26 protein-coding genes are annotated in these 26,814 nt (G+C 41.5%); 14 read left to right on the top strand and 12 right to left on the bottom strand.

All coding sequences use genetic code 11. The features are described 5' to 3' along the window. On the bottom strand, positions 1–453 hold a 453-nt coding region (locus BCU91_RS19530; RefSeq protein ID WP_102532192.1), incomplete at its 3' end, for a peptidylprolyl isomerase. 14 nt (positions 454–467) lie between these two features. Further along, positions 468–1,034 carry a YajG family lipoprotein gene (locus BCU91_RS19535; protein ID WP_102438903.1) on the bottom strand — a complete coding sequence of 189 codons (567 nt, stop codon included), beginning with the start codon at positions 1,032–1,034 and terminating at the stop codon, positions 468–470. 222 nt (positions 1,035–1,256) lie between these two features. Between BCU91_RS19535 and BCU91_RS19540 the strand changes: the two genes are divergently transcribed. Both BCU91_RS19540 and BCU91_RS19545 read left to right on the top strand, forming a co-directional pair. Further along, positions 1,257–2,294 (top strand): DUF2804 domain-containing protein, encoded by a 1,038-nt coding sequence (locus BCU91_RS19540; RefSeq protein WP_102532193.1) that lies wholly within the window; start codon positions 1,257–1,259, stop codon positions 2,292–2,294. An 87-nt stretch (positions 2,295–2,381) separates the two neighbouring features. After that, positions 2,382–3,299: a sterol desaturase family protein gene (locus tag BCU91_RS19545; RefSeq protein ID WP_102532194.1), complete on the top strand. Its 918-nt coding sequence runs from the start codon at positions 2,382–2,384 to the stop codon at positions 3,297–3,299. A gap of 211 nt (positions 3,300–3,510) precedes the next feature. Here BCU91_RS19545 and BCU91_RS19550 read toward each other — a convergent pair whose 3' ends face one another. The 4 genes from BCU91_RS19550 to BCU91_RS19565 form a co-directional block, all read right to left on the bottom strand. After that, a complete protein-coding gene (locus BCU91_RS19550; RefSeq protein ID WP_102475577.1) occupies positions 3,511–4,812 on the bottom strand; it encodes an MFS transporter in 1,302 nt (433 codons plus the stop codon). Next, positions 4,809–5,156, bottom strand: a complete 348-nt coding sequence (locus BCU91_RS19555; RefSeq protein ID WP_102438895.1) for a cupin domain-containing protein — start codon at positions 5,154–5,156, stop codon at positions 4,809–4,811. Before BCU91_RS19555 ends, BCU91_RS19550 begins: the two co-directional genes overlap by 4 nt. 25 nt (positions 5,157–5,181) lie before the next feature. Beyond that, complete coding sequence (locus BCU91_RS19560) at positions 5,182–7,473, bottom strand: polysaccharide lyase 6 family protein (RefSeq protein WP_241904124.1); 2,292 nt, start codon at positions 7,471–7,473, stop codon at positions 5,182–5,184. A 110-nt stretch (positions 7,474–7,583) separates the two neighbouring features. Next, a complete protein-coding gene (locus BCU91_RS19565) occupies positions 7,584–7,889 on the bottom strand; it encodes a hypothetical protein (protein WP_102532195.1) in 306 nt (101 codons plus the stop codon). A gap of 374 nt (positions 7,890–8,263) precedes the next feature. Between BCU91_RS19565 and BCU91_RS19570 the strand changes: the two genes are divergently transcribed. Then, entirely contained in the window at positions 8,264–9,004 is a 741-nt protein-coding gene (locus BCU91_RS19570; protein ID WP_102519360.1) for a FadR/GntR family transcriptional regulator, read from the top strand. A 912-nt stretch (positions 9,005–9,916) separates the two neighbouring features. Here the strand turns inward: BCU91_RS19570 and BCU91_RS19575 are convergent. After that, positions 9,917–11,068 carry a methyltransferase gene (locus BCU91_RS19575; protein ID WP_102532196.1) on the bottom strand — a complete coding sequence of 384 codons (1,152 nt, stop codon included), beginning with the start codon at positions 11,066–11,068 and terminating at the stop codon, positions 9,917–9,919. Positions 11,069–11,342: 274 nt separating this feature from the next. Between BCU91_RS19575 and BCU91_RS19580 the strand changes: the two genes are divergently transcribed. Beyond that, positions 11,343–11,750: a hypothetical protein gene (locus BCU91_RS19580; RefSeq protein WP_102475573.1), complete on the top strand. Its 408-nt coding sequence runs from the start codon at positions 11,343–11,345 to the stop codon at positions 11,748–11,750. 228 nt (positions 11,751–11,978) lie between these two features. Continuing rightward, entirely contained in the window at positions 11,979–13,730 is a 1,752-nt protein-coding gene (locus BCU91_RS19585; protein WP_277869349.1) for an ABC transporter transmembrane domain-containing protein, read from the top strand. 102 nt (positions 13,731–13,832) lie between these two features. Here the strand turns inward: BCU91_RS19585 and BCU91_RS19590 are convergent, their stop codons facing one another. Then, positions 13,833–15,431 (bottom strand): AMP-binding protein, encoded by a 1,599-nt coding sequence (locus BCU91_RS19590; protein WP_102532197.1) that lies wholly within the window; start codon positions 15,429–15,431, stop codon positions 13,833–13,835. A gap of 474 nt (positions 15,432–15,905) precedes the next feature. Here BCU91_RS19590 and BCU91_RS19595 point away from each other — a divergent pair, with 474 nt between their 5' ends. Next, positions 15,906–18,473, top strand: coding sequence for a TonB-dependent receptor (locus BCU91_RS19595; RefSeq protein ID WP_102532198.1), 2,568 nt, complete (start codon positions 15,906–15,908; stop codon positions 18,471–18,473). An 87-nt stretch (positions 18,474–18,560) separates the two neighbouring features. On the opposite strand, the gene BCU91_RS19600 is transcribed toward BCU91_RS19595, so the two are convergent. Next, on the bottom strand, positions 18,561–19,091 hold the full coding sequence (locus tag BCU91_RS19600) for a thioredoxin family protein (RefSeq protein ID WP_102519357.1): 531 nt from the start codon (positions 19,089–19,091) through the stop codon (positions 18,561–18,563). A 196-nt stretch (positions 19,092–19,287) separates the two neighbouring features. Here BCU91_RS19600 and BCU91_RS19605 point away from each other — a divergent pair, with 196 nt between their 5' ends. After that, on the top strand, positions 19,288–19,905 hold the full coding sequence (locus BCU91_RS19605; RefSeq protein WP_102438877.1) for a LysE family translocator: 618 nt from the start codon (positions 19,288–19,290) through the stop codon (positions 19,903–19,905). Between the two features lie 70 nt (positions 19,906–19,975). Here the strand turns inward: BCU91_RS19605 and BCU91_RS19610 are convergent, their stop codons facing one another. Then, the gene (locus tag BCU91_RS19610) at positions 19,976–20,308 is read right to left on the bottom strand and encodes a DUF3144 domain-containing protein (RefSeq protein WP_102438875.1); all 333 of its coding nucleotides are present in this window, start codon (positions 20,306–20,308) and stop codon (positions 19,976–19,978) included. Between the two features lie 119 nt (positions 20,309–20,427). Further along, on the bottom strand, positions 20,428–20,973 hold the full coding sequence (locus BCU91_RS19615; protein ID WP_102532199.1) for a prepilin-type N-terminal cleavage/methylation domain-containing protein: 546 nt from the start codon (positions 20,971–20,973) through the stop codon (positions 20,428–20,430). 68 nt (positions 20,974–21,041) lie between these two features. Between BCU91_RS19615 and ung the strand changes: the two genes are divergently transcribed. Then, complete coding sequence (gene ung, locus BCU91_RS19620) at positions 21,042–21,707, top strand: uracil-DNA glycosylase (RefSeq protein WP_102532200.1); 666 nt, start codon at positions 21,042–21,044, stop codon at positions 21,705–21,707. A 76-nt stretch (positions 21,708–21,783) separates the two neighbouring features. On the opposite strand, the gene ispB is transcribed toward ung, so the two are convergent. Continuing rightward, positions 21,784–22,755, bottom strand: coding sequence for an octaprenyl diphosphate synthase (gene ispB / locus BCU91_RS19625; protein WP_102438869.1), 972 nt, complete (start codon positions 22,753–22,755; stop codon positions 21,784–21,786). 280 nt (positions 22,756–23,035) lie between these two features. Here ispB and rplU point away from each other — a divergent pair, with 280 nt between their 5' ends. The 6 genes from rplU to folA all read left to right on the top strand — a co-directional run bounded on the left by rplU (position 23,036) and on the right by folA (position 26,805). After that, a complete protein-coding gene (gene rplU / locus BCU91_RS19630; RefSeq protein WP_076541221.1) occupies positions 23,036–23,347 on the top strand; it encodes a 50S ribosomal protein L21 in 312 nt (103 codons plus the stop codon). Between the two features lie 16 nt (positions 23,348–23,363). Continuing rightward, positions 23,364–23,618 carry a 50S ribosomal protein L27 gene (gene rpmA / locus BCU91_RS19635; RefSeq protein WP_055024328.1) on the top strand — a complete coding sequence of 85 codons (255 nt, stop codon included), beginning with the start codon at positions 23,364–23,366 and terminating at the stop codon, positions 23,616–23,618. Positions 23,619–23,880: 262 nt separating this feature from the next. Continuing rightward, entirely contained in the window at positions 23,881–25,047 is a 1,167-nt protein-coding gene (gene cgtA / locus BCU91_RS19640) for an Obg family GTPase CgtA (RefSeq protein WP_076541219.1), read from the top strand. Between the two features lie 14 nt (positions 25,048–25,061). Beyond that, positions 25,062–25,826 (top strand): threonine/serine exporter family protein, encoded by a 765-nt coding sequence (locus BCU91_RS19645; RefSeq protein WP_102532201.1) that lies wholly within the window; start codon positions 25,062–25,064, stop codon positions 25,824–25,826. Next, positions 25,823–26,290 (top strand): threonine/serine exporter family protein, encoded by a 468-nt coding sequence (locus BCU91_RS19650; protein WP_102438863.1) that lies wholly within the window; start codon positions 25,823–25,825, stop codon positions 26,288–26,290. Before BCU91_RS19645 ends, BCU91_RS19650 begins: the two co-directional genes overlap by 4 nt. Positions 26,291–26,322: 32 nt before the next feature. Beyond that, the gene (folA, locus tag BCU91_RS19655) at positions 26,323–26,805 is read left to right on the top strand and encodes a type 3 dihydrofolate reductase (protein WP_102532202.1); all 483 of its coding nucleotides are present in this window, start codon (positions 26,323–26,325) and stop codon (positions 26,803–26,805) included. Positions 26,806–26,814: the final 9 nt, after the last annotated feature.

A 26,814-nucleotide genomic window follows, 5' to 3' on the forward strand; every position in this document is an offset into this window, starting at 1 on the left:
GCCAAATACCGCATAACCCCAACGGCGCTTGGAAGGATTGAGGTTTTTATTATCGCCTACATTGAAGTAAAACTGACGCGTGGCAGAGTGGGGGTCGTTATCGCGAGCCATAGCAATGGTGCCCATAGCATTGGATAAACCATTACCGGATTCATTAACGATAGGGTCTAGCGATGGAAGTTCTTCAAACTCCGAGGTTAATCCGCCACCTTGAACCACAAAATCGGCAATGACGCGATGAAAAATCGTATTGTCATAATCGCCTTTGACCACATAGGTCAAAAAATTATCCACAGTGAGTGGCGCACGGGTTCTATCTAGCTCAACCACGACCTTGCCCATGCTGGTATCAAACTCAACTTTTGGGTAAAGCGTATCGGGCTGAATATCCACGGCTGCTTGAGCAACCATGGTTGATAATGCAAGTACGCTGGCTAACATCCACTTAAGCATGGCTTCTTCCTGGGTTATTGTTGTAAGAAATGGTGCAGTTCAGCATCATTAATAATTTTGCTGGTCAGTTCATCGATGAGCTTATTCATATCCAGCTCAAGGGTGGCGTAATCTGGGCTAAATGGGCCCTTTAATAAACCTTTAGCGTTATATATCTTAGTAAATTCTTGGGTTTGATTTTTAGCGACCACATTGATGGTTAATGTCGTCTTTGCCTCAAAACCGAAAGTCGACTCGGTGACATCTGTCAGTAAATAATCTAATTGAAATTCAGCCGAATTGGTCGCTGCAGGGTCAACTTGATAGCCCGCCTTGGTCATGGCTTGCTTAAATACATTGTCCAGTTGCTGCCTGATAGGTTCACTTGGGCTAATTAATTCTGCTGCTTCACCTTCTTTATTAAAGCGAACAATAAAGTTAGCTTTGCGGACATCAATGGTGTTTACCGCAACAGTGGCATATTGGTCGATTTGATTCAGTGGTTGGGGGACACTGGGGTTAAGCGCAATATGGGTCGGGGTGTAACTGGCGCAAGCTGAAAGAAATAACGAGCTGCATAACAACAAAGGTAATGATTTCATGTCACAAAACGGTAAAAAATGATGGCCTCAGAATAACAGATTTTTACTGCCTTGCCAGCCCAATAACCTGAGTTAATCAGTTTCACTGGTTCATTTATTAGTCTGGATTATTTCGCCATGATGATGAGAGATTAGTGGTGATATCCCATGGTAACAAACCATTGACTTTAGCCCTGAAAGTATAGAGGTTAGAGTCTAATCATATTATTCATTGGATGCTAAATGGCTTTACATCATCGACAACCCACTTCGGCATTAGCGCCAGAATCGTTAATTAAAAATGACGGCCAACCTATATATGGGCATTTTGATGGCATTGTCGCAGATCTTGGTGTTAAGCAATTTAGTTACTTTACTGACATGGATAAGCCCAGTTCATGGTTTGCAAAACATGTCGATTTTAAGCAATTTCAATTTATTAATATTACTACCCCTCGTTATATCATTGGGGTGGCTATTGCCGATATTCGCTATGTTGGCAGCAGTTTTTGTTACCTCTATGACATAGAAAAAAATCGCTTAACACAGACGCAAACCTTAAAACCGTTAGCGCTGGGTATGTCACTGTCTCAGTCACCTAAAAATGGTCAGTCGCGCATTAAGCATCGCCAATCTCAGATTGAATTTGTTATTAAAGACGGTGTCTGGCAGTTATATATCGCCGCAGACAATATTCAGGCTGAGCTTACATTAACAGCGCCCATGTTAAGTTTGCCGATGAGTTTATGCACGCCAACCGGCTATAACGGTTGGACCTATACCCAAAAACACAATGGTTTAAAAGTATCAGGCAGTTTAACGGTCAATGATGAACCGCAGCCGCTGAATCAGGCTTTAGCGAGTTATGATTTTTCTGCCGGATACATGCGCCGAGAAACCAGCTGGCGCTGGGCGTCAATCAATACTCAAGTTGAATCGGGTGTGTTGGGGCTTAACTTAGCCGCGGGCGTTAATGAAACAGGCGCCACTGAGAACGTGTTATGGATTAATGGTGAACGCCATTTTATGCCCGCGGTAAGGTTTGAGTTTAATCGCCAGCGCAGTGACGATGATTGGTACATCACCGGGGGGGACAATCAAATTGATTTAAGCTTTCACGCATTAAAGTGTCGCAGTGAGAAGATTAACCTTGGGTTTCTTAAAAGTAATTTCAGGCAGTATATTGGTTATTTTAGTGGCCAGATAACCGACAATAATGGCCGAGTGCATCAGTTACAAAATCAACTTGGATTAACCGAAGATCATTTTGCAAAGTGGTAATGAACCTAAGCCTGTTAGCGCCAATGGGTTAATGCATTTATAAATAGATTCATAAAATACAATAATAAAAAATAAAGAAGGTTTTCAATGGATTTGAATATACTGATCACTCACCCCGAGATCTTGCTACTGGTGCTGGCGCCACTATTTTTCCTGTGCATTTTACTGGAGTGGTATCTAGGCACTAGAGCCAATAAGTTACCCGAATCAGCCAAGTACGCCCCTATGGAAGTTGCGTGTAATTTTTGCCTTGCCGCAATGCATCAACTAACTGACATTTTAGCCGGATTATTTATCGCAAAATTATACCTGATGGTATTTGATTGGAAGCTACTTGATATTCAAATGGGAATTGGCAGTTTTATTGCGTTGATGATCGCCCAAGATTTCTGTTATTACTGGTTTCACCGCGCAAGCCACCGTGTGCGCTGGATGTGGGCGGCTCATGTTGTTCACCATAGCTCTGAAAATATGAATTTCAGCACTGCTTTTAGGCAGAGTTTGCTTTACCCCTTAGCGGGAATGTGGCTGTTTTGGCTGCCATTGGTGGTGATTGGGTTTGACCCCAATTGGGTGGTATTTGTAGTACTGCTTAATTTGGGGTTACAGTTTTTTGTGCATACCCAAGCGATTAAATCTCTTGGCCCGCTTGAGCTTATTTTTAATACGCCGTCACATCATCGGGTGCACCATGGCCGTAACCCACAATATATTGATAAAAATTATGCAGGCGTGCTGATCATTTGGGATAAGTTATTTAACACCTTTGAGCCTGAAAATGACACGGTGATTTATGGTATTACCAAGCCGGTTAATAGTTTTAATCCTATAATCGTGAGCTTTGCTGAGTGGCGAGACATGTTTAAGGAAGTGACTATGGCGGGGTTAACATTAAAGCAAAGATTAGCGGTGTTATTGTCGCCGCCGGCTCAAGTTGATGCTAAGCCCAATAGTCATACTGAAAACCTTAACCACCTTGAGGAAGAGCAGAGCCAGACTCGATAATGATGACGGATTTTTAAAGAAAGGTTTAACCTACTTAACAGATACTCGGAAGGGGTTGAGTACATGAAAAGTAGGTCTCACCAAATAAAAAAGGGCTATTTGGGTTCAGCCCCAGCGACAATTAACTAGTCACTTTATGTTTGCTCAGAACATAAGGTTTATTACTAGATAATGTAATGCTAAATTGTTTAAAGCTAATTCCTTGCTGAGGCTATTTGCTTTTGGGGCTAACAGGCTCAATTCTGGGGATCAATATCCACACCGCAGCAATGGCAATGAGAGCTAAAGATGCACCAATAACAAATGCTGGCGTGTAGTTACCGTCAGCTGTTAAATAGGGCACTAACGCTGTTAACCCTAATGCCCCTAGCTTGGCAGCCATTCCTGAAACCCCTGCTAGTGTACCCACAGCTTTTTTCCCAAATAAATCACTGGGCAGTGTTTGTACATTACCAATAGCCGTTTGAAAGCCGAACAAGATCACCGCCATGATCATTACCGCGGTCGTTGGCCCACCTGGGTTTGCCATAGATAAAAGCGATGGCAACATAATCAAACAACCTAAGGTAATCGTCAGCTTACGGGTTTTATTGGTATCCCAACCTGCTTTTAAACGGTTTTGTGCCAGTAAGCCACCAAACCATGCCCCAAGCATTGCTCCCACATAAGGCACCCAGCCGTATATCCCAATAGACTTAACATCCATGGCGTACACTTCATTGAGGTAAATAGGGATCCAGAAAACAAACAACCACCAGATAGGATCGATTGCTGCGGACGCAATAATCACCCCCCAACTTTGCTTATGAGAAAGTAGCTCTGTGGTGGTCGGGTTATATTCTTTTGCATCAACTTCATCGTCAGCGTTAGTGCATTTCTGACCTGTTAAAATGTATTGTCGCTCCTCCTCGGTAATCCAAGGGTGAGACTTAGGCGGTGCTTTAACTAAGATAATCCAAGGGATTAACCATAATAAACCAACCAAACCAATGACAACGAAGACCATTTGCCAGCTAAAATAAACGGTCATATAAGCGATAAGTGGAATCGATATAATGCCGCCAATCGCAGCGCCTGAGTTAAAAATGCCTTGAGCTAAAGCACGCTCTTTTGTAGGAAACCAATCAGCATTACTTTTAGCTGCGCCTGGCCAGTTACCAGCCTCAGCCAGACCCAGAATTGCTCTAAAGATACTGAAGCTCAGCATGCCTTGTGCGAATGCATGCGCAGCTGTTGCAATCGACCACACCCCAATTGAGAGCACAAAGCCTAGTCGGGTACCAATCCAGTCAAATATTTTACCAAATATCGCCTGACCAAAGGCATAAGATAATATGAATACAATAGAAATATTGGCATAGATCTGTTTGCGCTCTAGTGCGGTTTCATTAGGGAATATATCTTCAACAATATCAGGCCAAAGCACGCTTAGCGCTGAACGGTCGATATAATTAATTACCGTAGCTAATGCGATGAGTAGAATCACCCACCAGCGTAAGTTTCTTATTTTCATTTTAGTCCCTCAATGAAATCTTCTCTTGCGGGACTAAAGGTATCAATTAAAATACCGCCTGTTGGGCAAGTGGCCCCATGGTCTGCATGAGGCGGGATCATACAGCTATCACCCGCTCTTAGAATTTTAGTGACGCCATCGATATTAAAGTGAAATTCACCTTCCACAACGTATGAAACTTGTGAGTGTCTGTGGGCATGATTGTAACCAATGGCTCCTTTCTCAAACCAAATTTTTACTGCCATTAGCTCTTGATTAAACCCAAGCATTTGACGCTTTAAACCGCCGCCAATGTCTTCAATTTCTGTTTCATTTCCAAATGAAAAATGTTCGCTCTGTTTCATTGTGACTCCTACTGCTTATTTTTAGTTATTGGTTTTTATGGATAAATTTAGGGTTTTCATAAAGCGCGCTAATGGTTGGTAGTAGCGTATGAGTAAATTGGTTATGACTGAGTTGAGTGACGGGGTCACCTGTGGTGTGTTCTATTTTGACTGCGGCACTGTCAGTAAATTGATTATTAGCCATATCGGTCACTTGCACGCCATGAAGGTATAAGCTGGCTTTGAAGGGATTACGTTTTCCAAGGCCAACCTGATTGATGTGATTATTCACAAATGTAAGGTGAGGGCCGAAGGTACTTTCGTCTTTACCGCCGCGATATAAATTAACCAGTGAGCCTTGAATATGCTCAAACTGATTGTTGTTTACTTGTACATACTCAGCGTTATAAATGCCTTTATCATCAGTCTCTTTATTGAGCCTTAAAATATCACCGCTGATATTGATAAAGTGATTATTGCTAATGACAATATTATTGGCAAAAGCTCGCGCACCTGAGTCAAAAAAGTGAAATGAAGGCTGGTTATCAAGTTGTTTGATTTCACTATTTAATAAGCTGAATCGATAATTGGTTAACATGCCGGAGCTGGTGGTTTTTACCACACTGTTTTCTGCAACATCGTTAGCTGCAATATCGTTACCTGCAATATTGGTACTATTTTTACCGCTAATGACTAAACCATCGAGCTTTAAACTGCCGTTATTTTGAATTTCAAATAGGCTGGATTGGCTAAAACTCAGTTTGGCTTGTTGCTTTACTCGTGCCTTGATGGTGAGCGGCTTATTGATAAGTAACACTTGTTCAAGCTGATATTCGCCGTTATTGAGTGCGATAACATCGCCAGCGCTTGCATGGTTAACGGCTTGCTTAAGCTCTTGCGCGGTTGAAACTGCGATTTGGTTACCTGAATCAAAGGCGATTTCTGGTTCTGTTTTCGGATACCAACTCACGCCAGTTGCGCTTTTTAAAGTGGGAGTGAGTGAGGTCGATATGCCATAGGCGCTTAAGGCGTTATTGCTTGGATATAACAGGCCATTTTCAGCCCGCACGAGTTTAATCGATTGCGCATCAATGCCTTGAGTAATGCTGTTATTGTTAAGCTTATTAGAAACGTTGTTAGTAAAGCTTATCCCTGAAATATCATCAAATATGGCGAACGGTGATAGTTGATTGCGATTAACTAACAGGTTTTTTGAAAACTGAGTTTCTAGCGGCGCAGCAGAGCGTTCAGCATCGCTACCTGCAGCTAAATGAATATGGTTTACATCAATAAAACTGTTGTGATTAATATTGGCATTAACCACTTGGTGATAACGATTTAAAGGCGAGTTAGGTACGCCATTCATAATGGTGAAGCCACTGCCAAAGCGATAACCCGTTAAGCCTTCAAAGTAGTTGTTGGTGACGATTTGATCGCGATTGATCACCCGAACGCCGCCAGTGTGCTCTACGCCATTACCTAAAAATACATTGCTGCTTATTTGGTTAGCATTACCATGACGTAGGGTTAAGGTGCCGCGGGATGCAAAAAAGGTGTTGTTACGAATGGTGTTGTTGCCGGACTTAACGGAGATGATTTCTACTTCGCCATCACAGCGGTCAAAGTAGTTATTTTCGATGACAGTTTGCGATGCCGACATGGAATGATGGCTAGTGCCAATGCGGATTGTTTCACCGCCATTGGATCCCAAGGTTGGCCGAGGACCAAAGTAGTTATGATCAATCTGATGATTATTTTGCTGACTTAACGGCGATTTTAATCGCACCGTTAAGGTCACGCCTTTATTACGCTTACCCACTAAATGATTGTGGTCGAAGCGGTTATTTTTACCATACAGCGTCACCCACTGATCAGAATCAAATCGCTCTGGCTTATTGAAGTTGTCGATGACCACTTCAGATACTCGCGAATGATGAGCAAAATCATCATCACTGCTTCTAAAGGCAATCACTTCACGGCTTGGACTGTAGCCATTTTTAAATACTAAGCCGCTTACATGTAAATACTGGCCAGATAAACGCAAATTAGATTGTCCTGATAATATGACTTTGCCTTTGGTTTGCGCTGACAGTGTGATGGGGGCCGCTTTTGTGCCTTGACCGCTAAAGTTGATTTCAAAGTCTTGCCAAATACCGTCAGCCAAGATGATTTCATCACCTGCGACAATATTTTTTATTGTTTGGTTATATTCCACAGGCGTCTTCACTGTGTAAGTGGCTGCATTGAGCGATAAGAAAGGGCTTAATGCCGATAGACACAGCATAAGAGCAATATGTTTTAAGTTTTTATCCTTGCTAGGTAAATATTGATATTGCATTAGTACGCTCATTGTTATTTTTATACTGAGTTTTAGTGTTGTTTTAATCGTAAATAAACTCCTAGCTCAATAGTGGGGTAGGAGTGCCAATGCTAAGTTTCTAATGCGGATTAAAACTTAACTTTCGCGCCAAGGAAGTACTTAGGCCCTGAACGAGAGTAGTCAGAAACTGTGGTGTCATTACCACGAGTCATGATTTGTGGCTCGTCTAGCAGGTTTAGCGCTTTAAGTGATACAGATAAGTAATCAGAGTCTTGCACATAACGGTTTGAACAATCTGGAAACGGCAAGTTATTAGGTTGGAAATACGATTCTCGGTACTTATAAAGTACTCTGAATGTTGCCCAATCACCTTCCCAATACACTGACGCAGATGCCACTTGTGGTGAGAAACCAAATAGATTTGCATCAGGCACAATATTTTGGCTGCCAGTTAAGCTTACTTAACCTTAATGCGTCGCTTATTTTATTAAGTTTCACGTTTATCTCCCCAGATAAAATATTGTATTTAAATGCGAACACAATCCTTTAAACATGATCTTTAAATACAACCTTTCGCTGCATAGAAACTAACCAATGGTCATGGTGCGTGTCAACCATTTTGTGTTACCAATATTAAATTGACTTTACTTTTTTGTTATTACCAATAACATTAAGGTAACAATGATTACTGCTTGTATGATTGCTGAATTGCACTCTAAAGTGATAAATAGGCTTTGCGTTGAATGACTAAATCGATATGATGTAGGTTATGCAAATTGTTATTTTTTAAAATATTGAAGGACCAAACATGAAAAATAGACGTATGTTTTGGCGCATCGTAGAAGAGATTGAAGCGTCTATTACTCGCGGCGAATATGTACCTGGTAGTCGTTTACCTCCAGAAAGGGAGCTAGCTGAAAAGTTTGATGTTAGCCGTCCAACCATTCGTGAGGCGATTATTGCACTGGAAGTGCGAGAGAAAATTGAAGTTAAAACGGGTTCGGGTGTTTACGTCTTACAATCAGTCAATCAGTCCCAGCTAAAAAACAAAATCAACGCCTTTGAATTAACCCAGGCTAGAGCACTTGTTGAAGGTGAGATAGCTGCACTTGCTGCAAATACTATTACCGAAGAAGAATTGGTAGAGTTAAATAAGACGTTGGTTATGATGGAAAATAAGTCTTATGTAGAAGAAGCAGATCAAATGTTTCATAACATCATTGCTAACTCCACTCGTAACGGTGCATTAATCAAAATGTTTGAAAGCTTGTGGGCATTGCGGGCATCAAGTCCAAAAATTATTGACGACTACGATAGCGTTTGTAGTAAAGACAACCAGAAGACCTTAGATGAACATACTGCCATTTATGAGGCTCTAGCCGCAGCAGATGCTTCAGAGGCGCGTGCAGCTATGCACAAACACTTTAATCGCTTGATTAATGTATTGTTTGATACTGTTGAGGCTAAATCACTTGAAGAAGTGAAACGTAAAAACAGTGAGAAGCGTGATTTATATTCAATTGATAACTTGGTTAACAGATTAAGTTAACCATCAATACACACTTTAAAGGACGCTAAGCGTCCTTTTTTTATGGTTGTAGAGAATTCTGTTTGTTTTTTTGTACAAAATCAGCGGCCAAAGCAAGGGCTGCGGTTAAAGGTTGTCTTTTTTACTCTTATCGCTAATTCAAATCGCTAATTCAAATCACTAATTTAATGACTTAAGCCGAGTTGGTCTAGAGTCTAACCCTGGTGATATTTTACCTTATCAATTAACAAGGATTGTCAGTTTATTGGACATTATATTAAACCTTCGGGATAAGCTTTTATTGATTTACAGTGAAAAAGTGATGATAGGTGCTTAAAAAGCATGTAATTACCTTGCTATCTTAAAAGTTTTTTTATTACTAAATTGTAACAAATTTTCTGAGAATGATATTTGTTTGTATTTTTGGCGTTGGTTACGAAGATCATCTAGCTGGTCTATTGGTATACCAATTTTTTCTGTTGTTATTACCAATTAAATTGCCTTATCTAAGCTTTTATTTAGGGGCTGGTGGCAGCTTATTAGCTTGAATAATAGCGTCTCGGGTTAGTTAATAGCGTTATAATTTGCTATAGGGTGTCATATCAATATCGATTTATTAGGCGCTTTATTTTATAGCCAGTCTTCGATCATTAGCCGTTATGGTAAGCTCGATTGTTACAGCTGGTAATAAACTTACATGAGTAACAACTTAAGTGGTAATGCTCGTCTTGGCGGTTAACTGTTTTGACTCGGCCGAGTAAAGTATCTGTGGGGGAGAAGTATTGAAACTAGGGCCTGATATGACTAACACAGATTAGCGGCACAGATTAACTGCACTGATTAGCCACAATGAGTCGTTTAACTGTTAGCGCGATTAAGCCTTTAAGTTAAAGGCTTAATCGAAGCTTGAACAAAGGTTGAGTCTGGCAGGGTTTACTTAATTGCTTGTAAAATAACAAACTTACCATTTGACGCCACAGTGTTGCAGTTTTTAAATAAACGCTTCAATTTTACATGGTAAGCCAAATGCCGATTGCCCACGACTTGTAACATGCCGCCAGGGGCTAAACGTTTACGGGCATCAACAAACATCTGCCATGCAATGTGATCGGTTATTGCTTCCCCCTGGTGAAAAGGAGGGTTACACAACACCAAATCAGCCACCATTTCAGCATCTAAGTGGGTTAAACAATCATCCCAATGAAACTGCGCTTTTTCACGAGCAAAGCCATTTGCTTGCCAATTGTGACGACTCGATGCAACGGCCATTTCTGAGTCGTCTACAAAGTGGATAGTTGCTTGCGGGTAAAGTTGTCCGGCTCGCAGGCCTAAAATACCATTACCACAACCAAGATCTATAACGGTATTAAACTCACCTTCTGGCAAGTTATCTAGCATGATACGAGCACCAATATCGAGCTTGTTAGCGGCAAATACATTGCTTAAGTTACTGATGTTAAGTGATAACTCATCAACAGGCCAGTTGACAGCTTGTGGAAGTTGGCGTTTATTACCGTCAGCAATACAAGTGATTACGCGGGTTTTCTTCCAAGTTAAGCTAGCATTAGCAGCGCCTAAATTTTTCTCAATGACGGCTAAAATCGCTTTATTGATGGTTTTTGCTTTAGCGCCAATGAGTACCTGAGTACCTTTTGGTAAAACCTGAGATAAGCGCTGCAATTGATGAGCAAAATAACTGAGGTTTTTTGGCAGCTTCATTAACACTAGCTGCAAGGTGTCAGGTAATAGCTCACGGCTATGAAAACGCTGGATATTATCTGATGGCAGTTGATTGGCTGCTAAGTTTAACTCAGCCCCCAGTAAACTGGTTTTCGCGTCGGTTTCCACAAATAAAGGCCAGCTTGGCTCAATCGCAACAAGGCCGCATTGCAGCGCCCCAAAATTATCATTAATGATGGCGGTATTAACTGGGCTCGTGTTTGACTGAATCTGGCTTGACTCAATAATATGTTTTATCAGGTGTTCATCGGCGGCATCCCAAGCTTGCAGGTTGGACTCTTGCTGCTTTGGATAGCGAAAAAGTGTTAACTCAATTCCTTCACATGAGAATTGGTTTGCCGTCATTATAATTACCTGTCATCAACATCATCAAAATAGCCGATAATTATCGCAGATAAGCGTTTATTGTGCGAGAGGAACTCAGGGCTTATCTGCAGTTAATCGCCCCGTTTAATCGCCATATCTAAAATGATGACGCCTTACACCCAAATTGCCCTGTGGCGTATTTGTTCGACATAGGCTGATAAGGTTTGCAGCGCCAAGGTGACTGATGCTAGATTACATAGGCAATAGATTAAGCTCAACGCGCTAATAACATTAACATTTACAAAGGAATTGTATGAAAGGTGCAGGTGGAACGTCAGGTGGAATTGGGTCATTTTTTATTGGTTTGATTATGATGTGCGGTGGTTTTTATATGCTACTGAATGCCATTAAAATCACCAGTTCATTTGGTATGGGGCATAGTCTATACAGAATGGGCGGTATGAACCTGACCAGTGGCATGATCATGATCCCATTTATGTTTGGAGTAGGTTTGATGTTTTACAATGCCAAAAATATTTTCGGCTGGATCCTAACCTTTGGCTCACTGGTTGCGCTTATCTTCGGCGTGATTAGCTCAATTAATTTTCGCTTTACCCAAATGAGCGCGTTCGAATTAATTGTTATCTTAGTGCTGAGTGTTGGCGGCTTAGGGATATTTTTACGCTCACTGAAAACCATCGACAGTAACAGCTTGAGCTAATCTACTGTTTTGTTTTACTGCAAGCAATAGTAAAACCCTGCACCATTTTGCAACAATGCTGAGTTCAATAATTGGCTCAGTATTGTCAATGCTATATTTATCTTCATCTGCTTGATTGTTTATTGGTACTATTTGGCTACTTAGTTTTTATTGGTATCTATTTTGACTACTGACTCGCCTTCACAGCCACTTGAACAAAAGCCATCGTCTAAACAAGCATTTCCAGTATTGCCGTGGATTATGACATTTCTTAAGCCTTATCGAATGAGAGTGGTAGCGGCAATTATCTTTTTATTTATCGGCTCATTTGCTTGGTTATCATTAGGCCAAGGAGTGAAGATGATGGTCGATGAAGGCTTTGTGGCTGATAACGCTGGCCGGCTCAATGAAATCGTCTTGTTTATATTAGTGATAACCGCAGTAAGTGGCATGGCGGTCTTTTGTCGCTTTTACTTAATGACTTGGCTAGGTGAGCGGGTTATCGCTGATATTCGCTTGAAAGTATATAACCATTTATTGTCATTATCGCCGGCATTTTTTGCCGAGCAGCGCACTGGTGAAGTGATTTCACGCTTTACCGCTGACAGCACGTTATTGCAAAGTGTGGTGGGCAGTAGTTTGTCGATGGCGTTTCGCTCAAGTGTTACCGTGCTCGGCGCTATAGTGATGATGGCGCTGACCAGTATTAAGTTAACGGGCTTAGTGTTACTGGCTGTGCCTATGGTGTTTGTTCCGGTTATTTTTCTTGGTAAAAAAGTGCGTCAGTATTCACGTACCAGCCAAGATAAAGTGGGCGATCTGGGGGCGTATATCGATGAAACCCTCCATGAAATTCATACCGTGCAAGCCTACGGCCATGAAAGTAAAGATCGCTACGTGTTCAATGAGCAAGTTGAAGCTGTGATGACCGCGGCTAAAAGCCGTATTCTCTATCGCTCTATTTTAATATCTTCAGTAATGTTTTTAAGTATTGCCGCTATTGCCTTGGTGCTGTGGGTTGGGGCGCAAGATGTGATGGCGCAAAATATTACCGCTGGTGAATTATCCGCCTTTATGTTTTATGCGGTAATGGCAGCAGGTGCAGTGGCCACCATTAGTGAAGTGTTCAGTGAAATTCAGCGCGCCTCAGGCGCTGCAGAGCGATTAGTTGAGTTAGTGAACACTCCTATTGATTTACCACAAGTTACAACGCCTCAGATGCTACCTGATGAGGTTAAAGGCCAACTGAGTCTAGAGCAGTTACGTTTTGCTTACCCTAGTGTTGCCGATGATGTCATTAAAGGCATTGATTTACATATTAAGGCGGGCGAACGTGTGGCGCTGGTGGGGGAAAGTGGCGCCGGTAAAAGTACCTTATTTGAATTGCTGCTACGTTTTTATCAACCTCGCTCAGGCGCTGTTAAGTTAGATGGATTTGATATCTCGCAGTTGAGCTTAAACCAATTACGCGAGCAGTATGCATTAGTGCCACAAGACTCAGTTATTTTCGCCACTAACGTACTTGAAAATGTTCGCTATGGCCGGGTTGATGCCAGCGAAGATGAGGTTATTAACGCTTGTAAAACAGCTAAAGCTGATGAATTTATTAATGAGTTACCTGACGGCTATCATACCTATTTAGGTGAGAGAGGCGTTAAGCTCTCAGGTGGTCAAAAACAGCGCATTGCCATTGCCAGAGCCATATTGGCAGACAGACCTATTCTATTATTAGATGAAGCCACCAGTGCCCTAGATGCGGTGAGTGAAGTGTATGTAAAGCAAGGTTTAGATAATCTGATGCAGGGCAGAACCACCTTGATCATTGCCCATCGATTAGCCACAGTGATTAATGCCGACAGAATTGTGGTGTTAGAAAAAGGCCAAGTCGTTGCTGTGGGCACACACCAAGAGCTAATGCATACAAGTGAAATTTATAACGCGTTTGCCAGCTTGCAATTACTCGCTGACATTGACATAGGGCAAGAATCTGCTCAGCGCTGACTATTTTCAGTTTAGCCAGCGATAAAAAAATGCCTTCAATTGTGAAGGCATTTTTGATGTTGTTACGAATGATATTTCTTTTAAATCATATACCGTGGACTGCTACTTTCTTAACTCGCGGCGTAAGATTTTACCCACAGTGCTTTTCGGCAGTTCCTCGGTAAACTCAATAATGCGTGGAATTTTATAGGCTGTTAATTGGCTGCGGCAATAATTTGAAATTTGCTGTTTGGTTTGCGCTTCATCAATTGAGGGATCTTTTAAAACGATCACTGCTTTAACTGCTTCACCGGATTTTTCATCTTCGACACCGACTACCGCGCACTCAAGCACTAATTCGTTTTGGGATAAAATATCTTCCACTTCATTGGGATAAACATTAAAACCTGAAACGATAATCATGTCTTTTTTGCGATCGACTATTTTGTGAAAACCATCTTCAGTAGCGACTGCAATATCGCCGGTTTTAAAATAACCGTTACGGGTCATGACTTTGGCGGTTTCTTCAGGCTTTTGCCAATAGCCTTGCATCACTTGTGGGCCTTTAACTGCAAGTTCGCCAGCTTCACCTAATGGCACTTCTTCATCGTTTATATCTAATATTTTAACCTCGGTGGCCAATACAGGTTTACCAATAGTGCCTAACTTTTGGTAACCCGGCGCATTTAAGCTCACTACCGGGGCGGTTTCTGATAAGCCATAACCCTCAGATATCATACTGCCAGTAGTTTTTTGCCAAATATTTGCCGCAGCACTTGTCAGTGCTGTGCCGCCAGAGAGCGTAATGGTTAACTTACTAAAATCCAATGCTTGAAATTCTGGTTGGTGGCATAGGCCAACAAATAAAGTATTAAGCCCTGCAAAGCCAGTAAACGGATAACTGGCCATAGTCTTTATTAAGCCTGCAATATCGCGTGGGTTAGGGATTAGCACTGAGCAGCTGCCAGATTCAAAATACAGGACTAAATTCACCATAAAGGCATAGATATGATAAATCGGTAACGGCGCGACAAAAATGTCCTTGCCTTCAGTCATAGTGCTGGCAATACGCGATTTTACTTGGCCTGAGTTAGCCAACATATTGCGATGACTTAGCATGGCACCTTTTGATAAGCCCGTGGTGCCGCCAGTGTATTGCAGCGCGGCTAGATCTTCTTGCTGAGGTTTGTAAGGACTAAAGCTTGATTGTTCACCTAAGGCGAGCATGTGGTTAAATTCGACTTTTGCAAAAGGGGTGTCGGCTTGAGGCTGAGGATTAATTAAATCCAGTGCATGGGTGCTGATGACTAATTCAATATCAGTTTTCGCAACTACATTATTTAATGTGGGTAATAAGTCAGATAACACCACCAAGGCTTTTGCGCCGGAATCATTAAACTGATGGATTAGCTCACGTTCAGTATACAGCGGGTTAGTGTTGACTATGATTAGCCCCGCACGAATTGCACCGTATGCGGCAATCACAAATTGAGTGATGTTTGGCAACTGAATCGCGATGCGATCCCCAGGTTTTAGCTGACTATGGTTTTGCATGTAGGCGGCAAACTGACGTGAAGCAAGTTCGAGTTCTTTAAAGGTGGTTTGTTTCCCCAAACAAGCATAAGCCACATTATCCCCATAACGTTGGCAAGTTTGTTCGATCAAATCTACCAATGAATCATATTGCTGTAGATTGAGTTCTTTATCTGCGTCATACCCCATGCTTATCCCCTTTGTTGTTTTTTTGCTGCATTTCAAACAGGCGTTTAGATTAGAGTGGTTTTAGTTAACAGGTCAACAACATTCTATAGCTTTGTAAAATTATAGTATTAAAAAGTATGGAGTTTTTGCTCTATAATGGCTGATGGTTAGCATTATCTATTCGTTCAGTTTTGATGGTTTTTTGAACTAGAAAGGTGTTCTTGAGCCTCATGGTTAATTGGTTTGTAAGTATAAAGTCAGCGTTATCAACTGCCTTGCTATTCATTTAGTTAGTGTTTTAGTCTTTTACTCTGTTATTACCTCGAAATGCGTAGATTATTTTGAGAGGTAATCGAAATTGTTCGCAATTAGCTTGCATTTGTTATAGAAATGTAACTGAGATGATGTATTTCATTTTGGGAGAGACGATTTTTAATCATATGTTTATGAATAAAAATGAGTCACAAGCAAAAATATAATAAATAAAGAGACCACATGATGACCAATCTAAAGAAAACAACCAAGTTTGGCTTTAGCTCATTAAGCCTCGCAATTACAGTAGCATTGACTGGTTCAGTCATGTCTACTCAAGTCGCAGCTGCGGAAGAAGTTGCAGACAATGTAGAAAAAATTGCTGTTGTAGGTAGCCGCGCTGCACCTCGTTCAGTGGGTGAGTCCCCTGTACCTATCGATATCATTAGCGCTGATGATTTAAGGAAGAATGGCTCTACCGACATGATTGATATGTTGGTCACCTCGGTACCATCATTTAACTCGCGCGCTCAGCCGATTAGTGATGCTGCAACCCTTGTACGCCCAGTTAATTTACGTGGATTGCCTTCAGACAGTACTTTAATCCTTGTTAATGGTAAGCGACGTCATCGTGCGTCTGTCATTGCATTCCAAGGAGGTGGCATAAATGATGGTGCTCAAGGGCCTGACATTTCGGTGATTCCAAGTATTGCGTTAAAGCAAGTTGAAGTGCTGCGTGATGGCGCCGCGGCGCAATATGGTTCTGATGCCATTGCAGGTGTAATGAACTTCCAATTAAAAGATAGCGCTGAAGGTGGCTCTGTCTCTGTTTCTCACGGTGAATATTATGAAGGCGATGGTGCAACGACAACCGTGGATGGCAACATCGGATTGCCGTTAACAGATGCTGGCTTCGTTAATATTAGTGCGCAATACAAAACTGCTGATGCAACCAGTCGCAGTGTACAGCGCCCTGATGCTGCGGGTTTAATTGCGGGAGGAAACACATTCGTTAATGATCCTGCCCAAATATGGGGTAACCCAGAAATTAAAGATGATTACACTGTATTTGCGAATCTTGGCTTTGACTTTAATGACAAGCACAGCCTTTATGCATTTGGTAACGTATCGTCAAGAGATGCTGTGGGTGGCTTCTATTACCGTAACCCCCATAACCGTGGCAATGTTTACTCCCTTGATGGCGGCGAAACCTTGCTAGTGGGGGCAGTAAATGGCGATCCATCAACATGTGATGTTGTGCCTGCAAATGTACCTAATGTACTTGATACCCCTGAATATGCAGCAATGGTTGCAGATCCTAACTGTTTCTCAATGAACCAAGTGCGCCCAGGTGGTTATACCCCTCAATTTGCTGGGACCATTGAAGATATGTCTTTCTTCTTAGGTTTTGAAGGCGAATTTGGTGAGTGGGCTTATGATGCCAGTGCAGGTACCGGTGCCAACAAAGCAAGTTTTAGCTTAAGGAACTCGCTTAACCCTTCTTTAGGTTTAGCGGCTAACCCTGAAGATACTCAAACTGATTTTGATACCGGTGCTTACGAGCAAGTTGAAACCACAGTCAACCTCGACTTCTCGCGTTATTTCACCATTGGCTCAATTGAAGATATTAGCTTTGCAACGGGTTTTGAGTGGCGTGACGAGTCATTTGAAATTACTCAAGGTGAAGAAGCTTCTTGGTTAGCTGGCCCATACGCAGATCAAGGTTTCAATATTGGTTCCCATGGCTTTAAAGGTTTTGGTCCTGAAGCTGCGGGTAAAAACTCTCGAACCAATATTGGTATTTATGCCGATGTTGAAGCGTATTTAACTGATGATTGGTTATTGGGTTTAGCGCTGCGTTATGAGGACTTTTCTACTTTCGGCGATACCTTAAATTATAAGATTTCAACCCAATACTCAGTGAATGATTACTTGTCAATTCGTGGCTCACACAGCACTGGGTTTAGAGCGCCAACAGTCGGTCAAGAGAATGTGGTTAACACTCAAACCTCGATTGTAAACGGTGATTTGATCCAGACATTTATTGCTCCACCAACGGATCCATTAGCGGCATTTTATGGTGGTGAAGTTTTAGAACCGGAAGAATCCATCAGCTATGCGTTAGGTACGGTATTTGAGTATGAAGACTTTTTCTTAACGGTTGATTACTACAATATTGAAGTGACAGGTCGTCTGGCGCAGTCAAGTCAAATTGAAGTACAAGCGGATGATTATGATGCGTTAAGAGCGGCGGGAGTAGAGTTTCCTGAGTTAATTTCGGCGGTTACTTATTATACCAATGACTTTGATACTACAACTCAAGGTATTGATATTGTGGGTTCGTATGAAACAGAGCTGATGTCTGGTGACTCAATGTTCAGTCTTGCCTATGGCTGGACGGATACAAATGTTGATAAGTTTGATCCAGATACTACTGACGAAGGTAAAGTGCGTCGTTTAGAAGATGGTATTCCTGCTCATCGTGCGACCTTAACGTGGAATCAAACCTGGGACGATTTAAACGTATCGTTACGTGGTAATTACTTTGGTGAATACTATGCAACCCATGCTGATGATACGTCTGATTGGGGTTCTGAAACGGCAGATTCTGCTTTCACTGTTGACCTTGAAGTGAGTTATACGGTAGTTGATGCATTAACTATTTCAGTGGGTGCGAATAATATCTTCGACCAAGAAGCTCAAAAGCTTAAAGACGGAACTTTAGGTGCTCTAGGTGCAGTTTACTATGAAAGTGGTCCATTCGATTATAACGGTGGCTTCTACTACGGTAAGTTAACTTACAGCTTTTAAGCGTTTAACTTGAACAAGAAAGACTGCATCTGCAGTCTTTTTTTTGCGATAAATTTATTGAGTTGAACTTGCTAAACACTAATCGAATCAGTTAACCGCATCTAAAGTATCAAACAATGATTCAATGGTGAGCACTGTTGGCAGCTTAACCCCTTGTGGGTACTTAGGGCCGTAAACTTTATTGAATGGCGTACCCATGCCGCCTTCATTGGTTACATAGGTTTCGATAAGTGCATTAGGTTCAGTCCAATTGCCTTGCATTAAAATGATATTATCTGCAGTAAGTACATTAACGACTTTTTCTCTATGGGTGACATTGGCTTGGTTGGTTCGACAAGGCAAGCACCAGTCCGCGTATACATCCACAAATACAGTATAGCCTTGCTCAACTAAAGGCGCTATTTGGCTTGGGTTAAGCGTTTGCCACTGCAAGCGTTTATAAGCATTGTAATCTTCATCTTTTTGTAAAAAAGCATACACCCCGCCAAAACATAAGGTCATAAAACTAAGTAACACGATGATCGCAGTAGGAATATTATTCCCTTTTATTTTTAGGATAATCAGTAAACCGATACCGGTTAGTAGTAATCCAAGTAATATTGGCAGCAATAAGGCCATAGGATGTGTTCTCAGTTAATTATGCAGAAGATATAGGCGACTATATCAAGTTTTACTTAATTTGAGGTTAAACCCATGTTGTCAGTGGTCATTCATGGTAACGTTACGCCTTTATTAAACAGCAGATAATTAAATGAATATAATCATCTGTATTTAATTGTAAGAATATTCACTCATTAATGATTTGGGAAATAAAATGGCGTTTAGTACGTGGTTAGGTCTATTGGCTATCTGTTGTTTAGGTGCCATGTCTCCAGGTCCTAGTTTAGCTATGGTGTTAAAACATACTTTATCTGGTGGGCGATTACATGGTGTTGTTTGTGCCTGGGCACATTCAATAGGTATTGGTGTTTATGCTTTGGTGACCTTATTAGGGCTTGCAGTGGTGCTAGAAAAGTCGCCAATTGTGTTTAACGGTATTGCGATTCTGGGGGCGCTTTATTTGGCCTGGATGGGGTTTCAAGCACTAAACTCTAAAGGTGGTATGGAGCAAAAGCTACAAGCAGGAGTGCCAGCATCTTTACTTGAGGCTGCAAGAGACGGTTTAGCGATATCATTATTTAACCCAAAGATTTTATTATTCTTTTTAGCATTATTTAGTCAGTTTGTGCTTGCAGCTGAAACCATGGCAGGTCAAACCGTTATTGTGCTAACGCCCTTGGTTGTTGATGGGCTTTGGTACACCCTTATTGCCGTGGTGTTATCCCATGGGCCGATCTTAAATCGGTTACGAAACAAAGCGGCATTGATTGATAAGTTATCGGGTGTGGTACTTATCTTGCTGGCAGTTCGGGTGTTGATAAATCTATTTTAAATAGTATTTATTACAGATAGAGAGAACAAAAAAGCCATCTTGCGATGGCTTTTTTTGGTTAAAGCAGTTGTTAGTTCTTAAATACTTGTACTGAATCGTCTTTCTCTACAACGGCCTCTTCTGATGCCTGCTGGCTTCCTGGTGGGTTCTTTATATGGTCATTTAAGTTTTCACTTAACATTCCTTTGAACTCCTCAGAAAACCACTCTAAGGCATTATCTTTTTCAGCTTCTAAATTTGAAGACTTAATTGCAGCTTCAAATGCATTGTAACGTGCTGCAGCAAAGCGAAGGGCAGTACCGACTTTGCCAATATCGTTTTCTTGCTGGCTAAGTTGGTTTGCTAGCGCGATAAATTGATCAGCAATTTGGTACATTGTTGTTTCAGTTTTTTCTTCTGACATATTTTCCACTTTTTAGTACTGGTTTAATTGCAATTAGTTTACCCACTTTAAAACTTAAATTCAGGTAAAAAACCATTGAGTTTGCGGATTCGATCCAATTATTAAGCAATAACGTCATTTTAACTGTCTGGGTCAGAGTCAGTGATCACTTGACCATTTCGAGAGTCATAGTAAATAGATAAAGTCGTTAGAGAGTTATAAAAATAGCGACATTGATCAGGATTTATATAGGTGGCTTGGTAATCTGATACGTTTTCATCGGCAGTGGTGGAAACACTGGGGGCATCTTGTAGTACGGTTTCCCATACCGATATACAATCAGCGACGTTGTTTAGCCTTGGTGATGACTCAAACGGAGGCCAGTTTTGTGCTGGATATCCCCACTCATTAATATCTAATTGGCCATCAGTACCGGCATTTTCAAATATTGGCAGATTATCAGCAGGGCCTGAATGGCCTAACGCAGCCCATTTTATATGCGCGAGGCTGATACCGGTTGCGAAGCTGCCGCCAGTGGCTTTTACATTTGCCACATGCGCATCTTGTTGAAGGTTGATAAACTTAGGCAAAGCGATGACGGCTAAAATAGCCAGTATAATAATGACGACAACCAGTTCAATAAGCGTAAACCCAGTTTGAGTTATTTTGAGCTTTTCAATTTGCATTTAGGCATCTTTAGTAATGTGTTGTTAAATAATTGTAGATTGGTTTAGGGGTTATAGGTAGGTATGAGATGAAATATGCGAATTGGCAGCAGCTGTTTAATGAGCAACAACAGCAAGGCTATTATATTGAATTAATGAATTTTTTAGCGACAGAGCGCCAGCAAGACAAGGTGATATACCCTCCAGAAAATGAGACCTTTGCAGCTTTTGATCTAACGCCATTGAAGCAGGTAAAAGTGGTTGTATTAGGGCAAGATCCTTATCATGGGGCAGGGCAAGCTCACGGTTTATGTTTTTCGGTACAAGCTGGAGTGAAAACGCCGCCTTCTTTGGTAAATATCTACAAAGAGCTTAAGCAAGATATCAGTGGTTTTATCATTCCCGAACATGGCAACCTAACGGCTTGGGCTAAACAAGGGGTGTTATTGCTTAATACGGTATTAACCGTTGAAGAAAGTAAGGCTCATTCGCACTCAAAAGCGGGCTGGGAGCATTTTACTGACCAAGTAATGCAATGCCTTAATCAACAAATTGAACCTATTATATTTGTGCTGTGGGGCGCTCACGCGATAAAAAAAGGCCGCTGGATAACCTCACCTCAGCATCATATTCTTTCAGGGCCGCACCCGTCGCCGTTATCGGCTTATCGTGGGTTCTTTGGTTGCAAACATTTTTCAATTATTAATCAATTATTAGTGGCAAAAAATAGTGCGCCAATTGATTGGCAAGTGTAGGTCTTAGCAATAAAAAATGCACTTGATAGCAATCAAGTGCATTTTAATATTCAGTAACAGCTTAGTTTAGTGGTTTTTAGTTATTACGCTGAACTGAAATCTTAGCTAATGAGATAAGCGCGGTTTTGTATTCGCTATCAGCAATTGGCGCTAATGCCGCAATGGCTTTATCCGCTTCTTCATCGGCTTTTTGCTTGGTGTACTCTAATGCACCTGAATCTTTTAAGGCTGCGACGATTTCGTCGATAGCTTTGGTGCCATCTCCATTTTCAATTGCGTCTTTGATCAGCGCTTTAGCTTCATCATTACCGTGTGCCATGGCATAGATTAGCGGTAAGGTAGGTTTCCCTTCGGCTAAGTCGTCACCAATATTTTTACCTAGCTCATCAGCATCTGCAGTGTAATCAAGCAAGTCATCGGTTAGTTGGAATGCGGTACCTAAAAATTTACCGTATTCACCTAATGCGTGTTGTTGCTCTTTGCTCACATCTGCAATAACACCTGTGAGTAAGGTCGCGGCTTCGAATAATTTAGCTGTTTTGCAGTAAATCACTCGCATATAATTCTCTTCGGTGGTTTCAGGGTCATTACAATTCATTAATTGTAAAACCTCGCCTTCGGCAAGAATGTTAGTGGTGTCAGCCAGTACGCGCAGTACTTTCATGCTATCTAACTCAGTCATCATCTGGAATGAGCGAGTGTATAAGAAGTCACCAACAAGCACGCTAGCGCTATTGCCAAAAAGGGCATTAGCGGTTTTACGGCCACGTCGTAAGGTTGATTCATCAACAACATCATCATGTAGTAGTGATGCCGTATGAATAAACTCTATAATGGCAGCTAACTTTAGGTGTTCTTCACCTTTATAGTCGATAGCACGAGCGGCTAAAACTGAAAGCAATGGACGTAGTCGTTTACCACCGCCATTGATAATGTAAAAACCGAGTTGGTTTATTAATGCAACATCAGACTCAAGTTGTTTGTAAATTAACTGATTTACGGCTTGCATGTCGTTATCAGCTAGTTGACGAATGGCGTTTAAATCCATAATGGTCTCTAGTTATTAGGCTACCGGACAAAATTATATTGCCCACTATATAAGGTTCAAATTGTATATTAACAAATTTTACCGAATTTTCATGCTTTAGGCAGCTTTTGTTCTTAGATAGTGGGAGTTAAGCCGAGCTTTTTTTATTGATTCAAATTTAACGCTTGCCAGAATGCAAATCTTGCCGTAGAATCCGCGCCCATTGTCATTAAAAGTTTTTAGCACCCGGTATCAACATAACAATGAACCGGAGTGTTAGTCCATTTGGAGTGAAATAGCTATGTACGCTGTTTTTCAAAGTGGCGGAAAGCAACATCGTGTTGCTGAAGGTCATACAGTTCGTTTAGAAAAAATTGAAGTTGCTACTGGTGAAACTGTAGAGTTTGATCAAGTATTATTGGTTGCTGATGGTGAGAACGTTCACGTTGGTGCACCTCTAGTTGCAACTGGTAAAGTTGTTGCTGAAGTGGTTAGCCACGGTCGCGGTGAGAAAGTAACTATTCAAAAGTTCAATCGTCGTAAGCATCACGAAAAGAAAATGGGCCATCGTCAATGGTTCACTGAAGTTAAAATCACAGCGATCAGCGCATAATTTAGGAGTCTAACTCATGGCACATAAAAAAGCTGGCGGTTCTACTCGTAACGGCCGCGATTCGGAAAGTAAACGTCTTGGTGTTAAGCGTTTTGGTGGTGAATCAGTTGTAGCTGGTAACATCATCGTTCGTCAACGTGGTACTAAATTCCACGCTGGTGTAAACGTAGGTATTGGTCGTGACCATACTTTATTTGCATTAACAGACGGTAAAGTTAAGTTTCAAGTAAAAGGTCCTAATAACCGTAAGTTTATTAGCATCGAAGCTTAATCTAGACTCTAATCAGTCTTTGAAAGCCCCGCCTTCTGGCGGGGCTTTTGTGTTTTTTTACTTCATTGTTGATTTAGTTAGCTAGACTTTAGTTTATTAAAAATTAGTGGATTAAATTTACGTGCGGTATTTGCGATGTTTTGCATCGTTGATTATTTATTTTGCAGTAAGCGATTTATGGTGATTGTATCTTCTACGCTTCCCTGCACATCTCAATCTTTTGAGGTTATAATTGACACATTAAGTGGTGTCAGGAGTATGTATGAAGTTTATTGATGAGGCTAAAATCAGAGTTGAAGCGGGTGACGGTGGCAGTGGCTGCGTTAGCTTCAGACGTGAAAAATATGTGCCAGACGGCGGCCCTGATGGTGGTGACGGCGGTGATGGTGGTAGTGTATTTTTAGTCGCAGATGAAAACATGAACACGCTTATTGATTTCCGTTTTGTCAGCTCGCATATTGCTGAGCGTGGTAAAAATGGACGTGGCCGTGATTGTACCGGTCATGGCGGTGAAGATTTAATGCTTAAAGTACCTGTGGGTACGCGTGCTGTTGATTTCGATACTGAAGAATTATTAGGTGATTTGACTACCCATGGCCAAAAGTTACTTGTGGCTAAAGGTGGTTTCCACGGTTTAGGTAATACGCGCTTTAAAAGCAGTACCAACCGTGCGCCGAGACAGAAAACATTAGGTACGCCTGGTGAAGTACGTTTCTTAAAACTGGAATTATTGTTACTTGCTGATGTCGGCCTATTGGGCTTACCAAATGCAGGTAAATCAACCTTTATTCGTGCGGTATCTCGTGCAACACCAAAAGTTGCTGATTATCCGTTTACGACACTAGTACCAAACCTTGGTGTGGTAAGTCCACGACCTGGGCAAAACTTCGTTATCGCCGATATTCCTGGCTTGATTGAAGGTGCCTCAGATGGTGCTGGTCTTGGTATTCGTTTCTTGAAGCATTTGGAACGTTGTCGTGTGTTATTACACATCATCGATATCGATCCTATTGATGGCAGTGATCCGGTTGAATCTGCGCGTTCAATTGTGGCTGAACTTGAAAAGTATTCACCAAAGCTTGCAGCTAAGCCACGTTGGTTAGTCTTTAACAAAATCGATTTATTGCATGAAGATGAACTTGCAGAAAGAATGGATCGCATTGTTAAGGAAATGGATTGGAAGGGTGACATTTACACTATGTCAGCATTCAACCGAACGAACACTAAAGACATTAGCTTAAAACTATTAGATTTCATCAATTCACTTCCTCCTGAAGATGAAGGCACTAGCCCAGATGATGAAGTTGAGTTTAAATGGGATAACTACCATGAAGCTAGCGTTGAATCGGTAAATGAAAATTACGACGACGACTTTGATGATGACTTCGATGACGATGACTACGATGTGGAAATCATTTACCAACGTTAATAGTCGAGAGACAAGTGTACGCAGAAACTCAAAATGATATCACTCGTCTTGTTGTACGAAGTGCACAATTACTTCTAGCCTATGGCGCTGAGTCTGATCTTGTTGAAGAGATCAGTCAGCGCTTAGGTAAAGCGCTGGGTCTTGCCAGCGTTGAACTTTCAATTTCCTCCAACTCCCTTGTACTGACCAGTTTAGTCCATGGCCGCTGTATAACTACAACCCGACGCATTCGAGAGCATGGCATCAATATGAAGGTGGTGTGTGAAGTACAACGCATTTGCCTCTTGGCAGAGCGCGGAGTGTGCAATGCCAAACAAGTTAAACGCCGCTTAGAGATCATTGAGCCTAAGAGTTATCCTGCAAAATATTTGATCCCGATGATTGGGCTATCTTGTGCGAGTTTTTGTCACTTGTTTGGTGGTGATATTACCGCGTGTCTTATTACATTCTGTGCTTCAGCTATTGGTATGTCAGTGCGATTATCATTAGTCAAAAAGCACTTTAATGCACTCATTATCTTTGCCATTACCGCTTTTATCACCACAATCATTGCCCAAATCGGCTTCATCACTGATTTAACCTCAACCCCTAAAACCCCAATGGCTGCCAGTGTGCTGATGTTAGTGCCCGGTTTTCCGTTAATTAATGCGATATCAGATATGGTTAAAGGCCATATGAATGTGGGTATATCTCGCTGGGGCCACGCGACACTCTTAACACTGGCTACTGTCATTGGGATTACACTTTCAATGGCATTGGGTGGGGTTTTGTTTATATGAATCTTATTTTAGAATTGCTGCATGATGGACTTTTTTCAGCAATACCAGCGCTAGGCTTTGCGATGTTGTTTAATGTCCCGAAGCGATACTTACCTTTTTGTGCGGTAGCTGGCGCCATAGGGCATAGTTCAAGAAGCCTACTTATGCATTTTGATATGCCCATAGAGTGGGCGACATTTGCAGCTGCAGCCATCGTTGGTATTATTACGATACGCTTTGCTAAGCGTCACCTCGCGCCGCCGCTAATGTATGCTGTTGCAGCTATCATACCCATGGTACCGGGTACCTATGCATACAATACCTTGATAGCTTTGGTACAACTGAGTGTTCAAGAGCAAGTCAGCAGTGATTTAACTTCGATAGTCATTCTTAATGGCCTGAAAACCGTATTCATTCTTGGGGCATTATCAGTCGGCTTAGCAATGCCCTCATTAGTGTATTATCGAACCAGACCTATTATTTAACCCCCGTTTTAGCATCAAATAAGGATTTTTATATGCGCATCGCAATGATAGCCGCCATGGCCAATAATCGTGTCATTGGTAAAGATAATAAAATGCCTTGGCACTTACCTGAAGATTTAAAGCATTTTAAGGCGATGACCTTAGGTAAGCCTGTGGTGATGGGGCGTAAAACCTTTGAATCTATTGGTAGACCGCTTCCAGGTAGACATAATATTGTCATCAGCCGCCAAGCAGATTATCACATTGAAGGCGTTTCATGTGTGAGTTCATTTGAGCAAGCTAAACAACTTGTTACAGATTGTGATGAATTAGTTGTCATTGGTGGTGGGCAGCTCTATAAAGAAATTTTACCGCTGGCCGATATATTATATCTAACCTTCATTGAGCTAACTGTTGATGGCGATACTTTTTTCCCCGAGTGGGATGATGATAGCTGGACGTTACAAGATAAGGTTAATCAGGTTAATGTAACACAATTGCAATATAGCTTTAACACTTTTGTGAAAAAATGTTAAATTACAAGC

Origin of the sequence: Shewanella sp. 10N.286.52.B9 (assembly GCF_002873635.1) — a bacterium.
In the GTDB taxonomy this organism is placed as follows: Bacteria; Pseudomonadota; Gammaproteobacteria; order Enterobacterales; family Shewanellaceae; genus Shewanella.

Bases quoted from the DNA above. Each gene is read 5' to 3' on its own strand.
- BCU91_RS19575 (WP_102532196.1), bottom strand. From the start codon at position 11,068: ATGACGGCAAACCAATTCTCATGTGAAGGAATTGAGTTAACACTTTTT.
- BCU91_RS19610 (WP_102438875.1), bottom strand. From the start codon at position 20,308: ATGTCAGAAGAAAAAACTGAAACAACAATGTACCAAATTGCTGATCAA.
- ispB (WP_102438869.1), bottom strand. From the start codon at position 22,755: ATGGATTTAAACGCCATTCGTCAACTAGCTGATAACGACATGCAAGCC.
- BCU91_RS19595 (WP_102532198.1), top strand. From the start codon at position 15,906: ATGATGACCAATCTAAAGAAAACAACCAAGTTTGGCTTTAGCTCATTA.
- rplU (WP_076541221.1), top strand. From the start codon at position 23,036: ATGTACGCTGTTTTTCAAAGTGGCGGAAAGCAACATCGTGTTGCTGAA.
- BCU91_RS19590 (WP_102532197.1), bottom strand. From the start codon at position 15,431: ATGGGGTATGACGCAGATAAAGAACTCAATCTACAGCAATATGATTCA.
- BCU91_RS19600 (WP_102519357.1), bottom strand. From the start codon at position 19,091: ATGGCCTTATTGCTGCCAATATTACTTGGATTACTACTAACCGGTATC.
- BCU91_RS19550 (WP_102475577.1), bottom strand. From the start codon at position 4,812: ATGAAAATAAGAAACTTACGCTGGTGGGTGATTCTACTCATCGCATTA.
- BCU91_RS19650 (WP_102438863.1), top strand. From the start codon at position 25,823: ATGAATCTTATTTTAGAATTGCTGCATGATGGACTTTTTTCAGCAATA.
- BCU91_RS19605 (WP_102438877.1), top strand. From the start codon at position 19,288: ATGGCGTTTAGTACGTGGTTAGGTCTATTGGCTATCTGTTGTTTAGGT.
- BCU91_RS19535 (WP_102438903.1), bottom strand. From the start codon at position 1,034: ATGAAATCATTACCTTTGTTGTTATGCAGCTCGTTATTTCTTTCAGCT.
- BCU91_RS19540 (WP_102532193.1), top strand. From the start codon at position 1,257: ATGGCTTTACATCATCGACAACCCACTTCGGCATTAGCGCCAGAATCG.
- cgtA (WP_076541219.1), top strand. From the start codon at position 23,881: ATGAAGTTTATTGATGAGGCTAAAATCAGAGTTGAAGCGGGTGACGGT.
- BCU91_RS19545 (WP_102532194.1), top strand. From the start codon at position 2,382: ATGGATTTGAATATACTGATCACTCACCCCGAGATCTTGCTACTGGTG.
- BCU91_RS19560 (WP_241904124.1), bottom strand. From the start codon at position 7,473: ATGCAATATCAATATTTACCTAGCAAGGATAAAAACTTAAAACATATT.
- folA (WP_102532202.1), top strand. From the start codon at position 26,323: ATGCGCATCGCAATGATAGCCGCCATGGCCAATAATCGTGTCATTGGT.
- BCU91_RS19555 (WP_102438895.1), bottom strand. From the start codon at position 5,156: ATGAAACAGAGCGAACATTTTTCATTTGGAAATGAAACAGAAATTGAA.
- BCU91_RS19615 (WP_102532199.1), bottom strand. From the start codon at position 20,973: ATGCAAATTGAAAAGCTCAAAATAACTCAAACTGGGTTTACGCTTATT.
- ung (WP_102532200.1), top strand. From the start codon at position 21,042: ATGAAATATGCGAATTGGCAGCAGCTGTTTAATGAGCAACAACAGCAA.
- BCU91_RS19580 (WP_102475573.1), top strand. From the start codon at position 11,343: ATGAAAGGTGCAGGTGGAACGTCAGGTGGAATTGGGTCATTTTTTATT.
- BCU91_RS19570 (WP_102519360.1), top strand. From the start codon at position 8,264: ATGAAAAATAGACGTATGTTTTGGCGCATCGTAGAAGAGATTGAAGCG.
- rpmA (WP_055024328.1), top strand. From the start codon at position 23,364: ATGGCACATAAAAAAGCTGGCGGTTCTACTCGTAACGGCCGCGATTCG.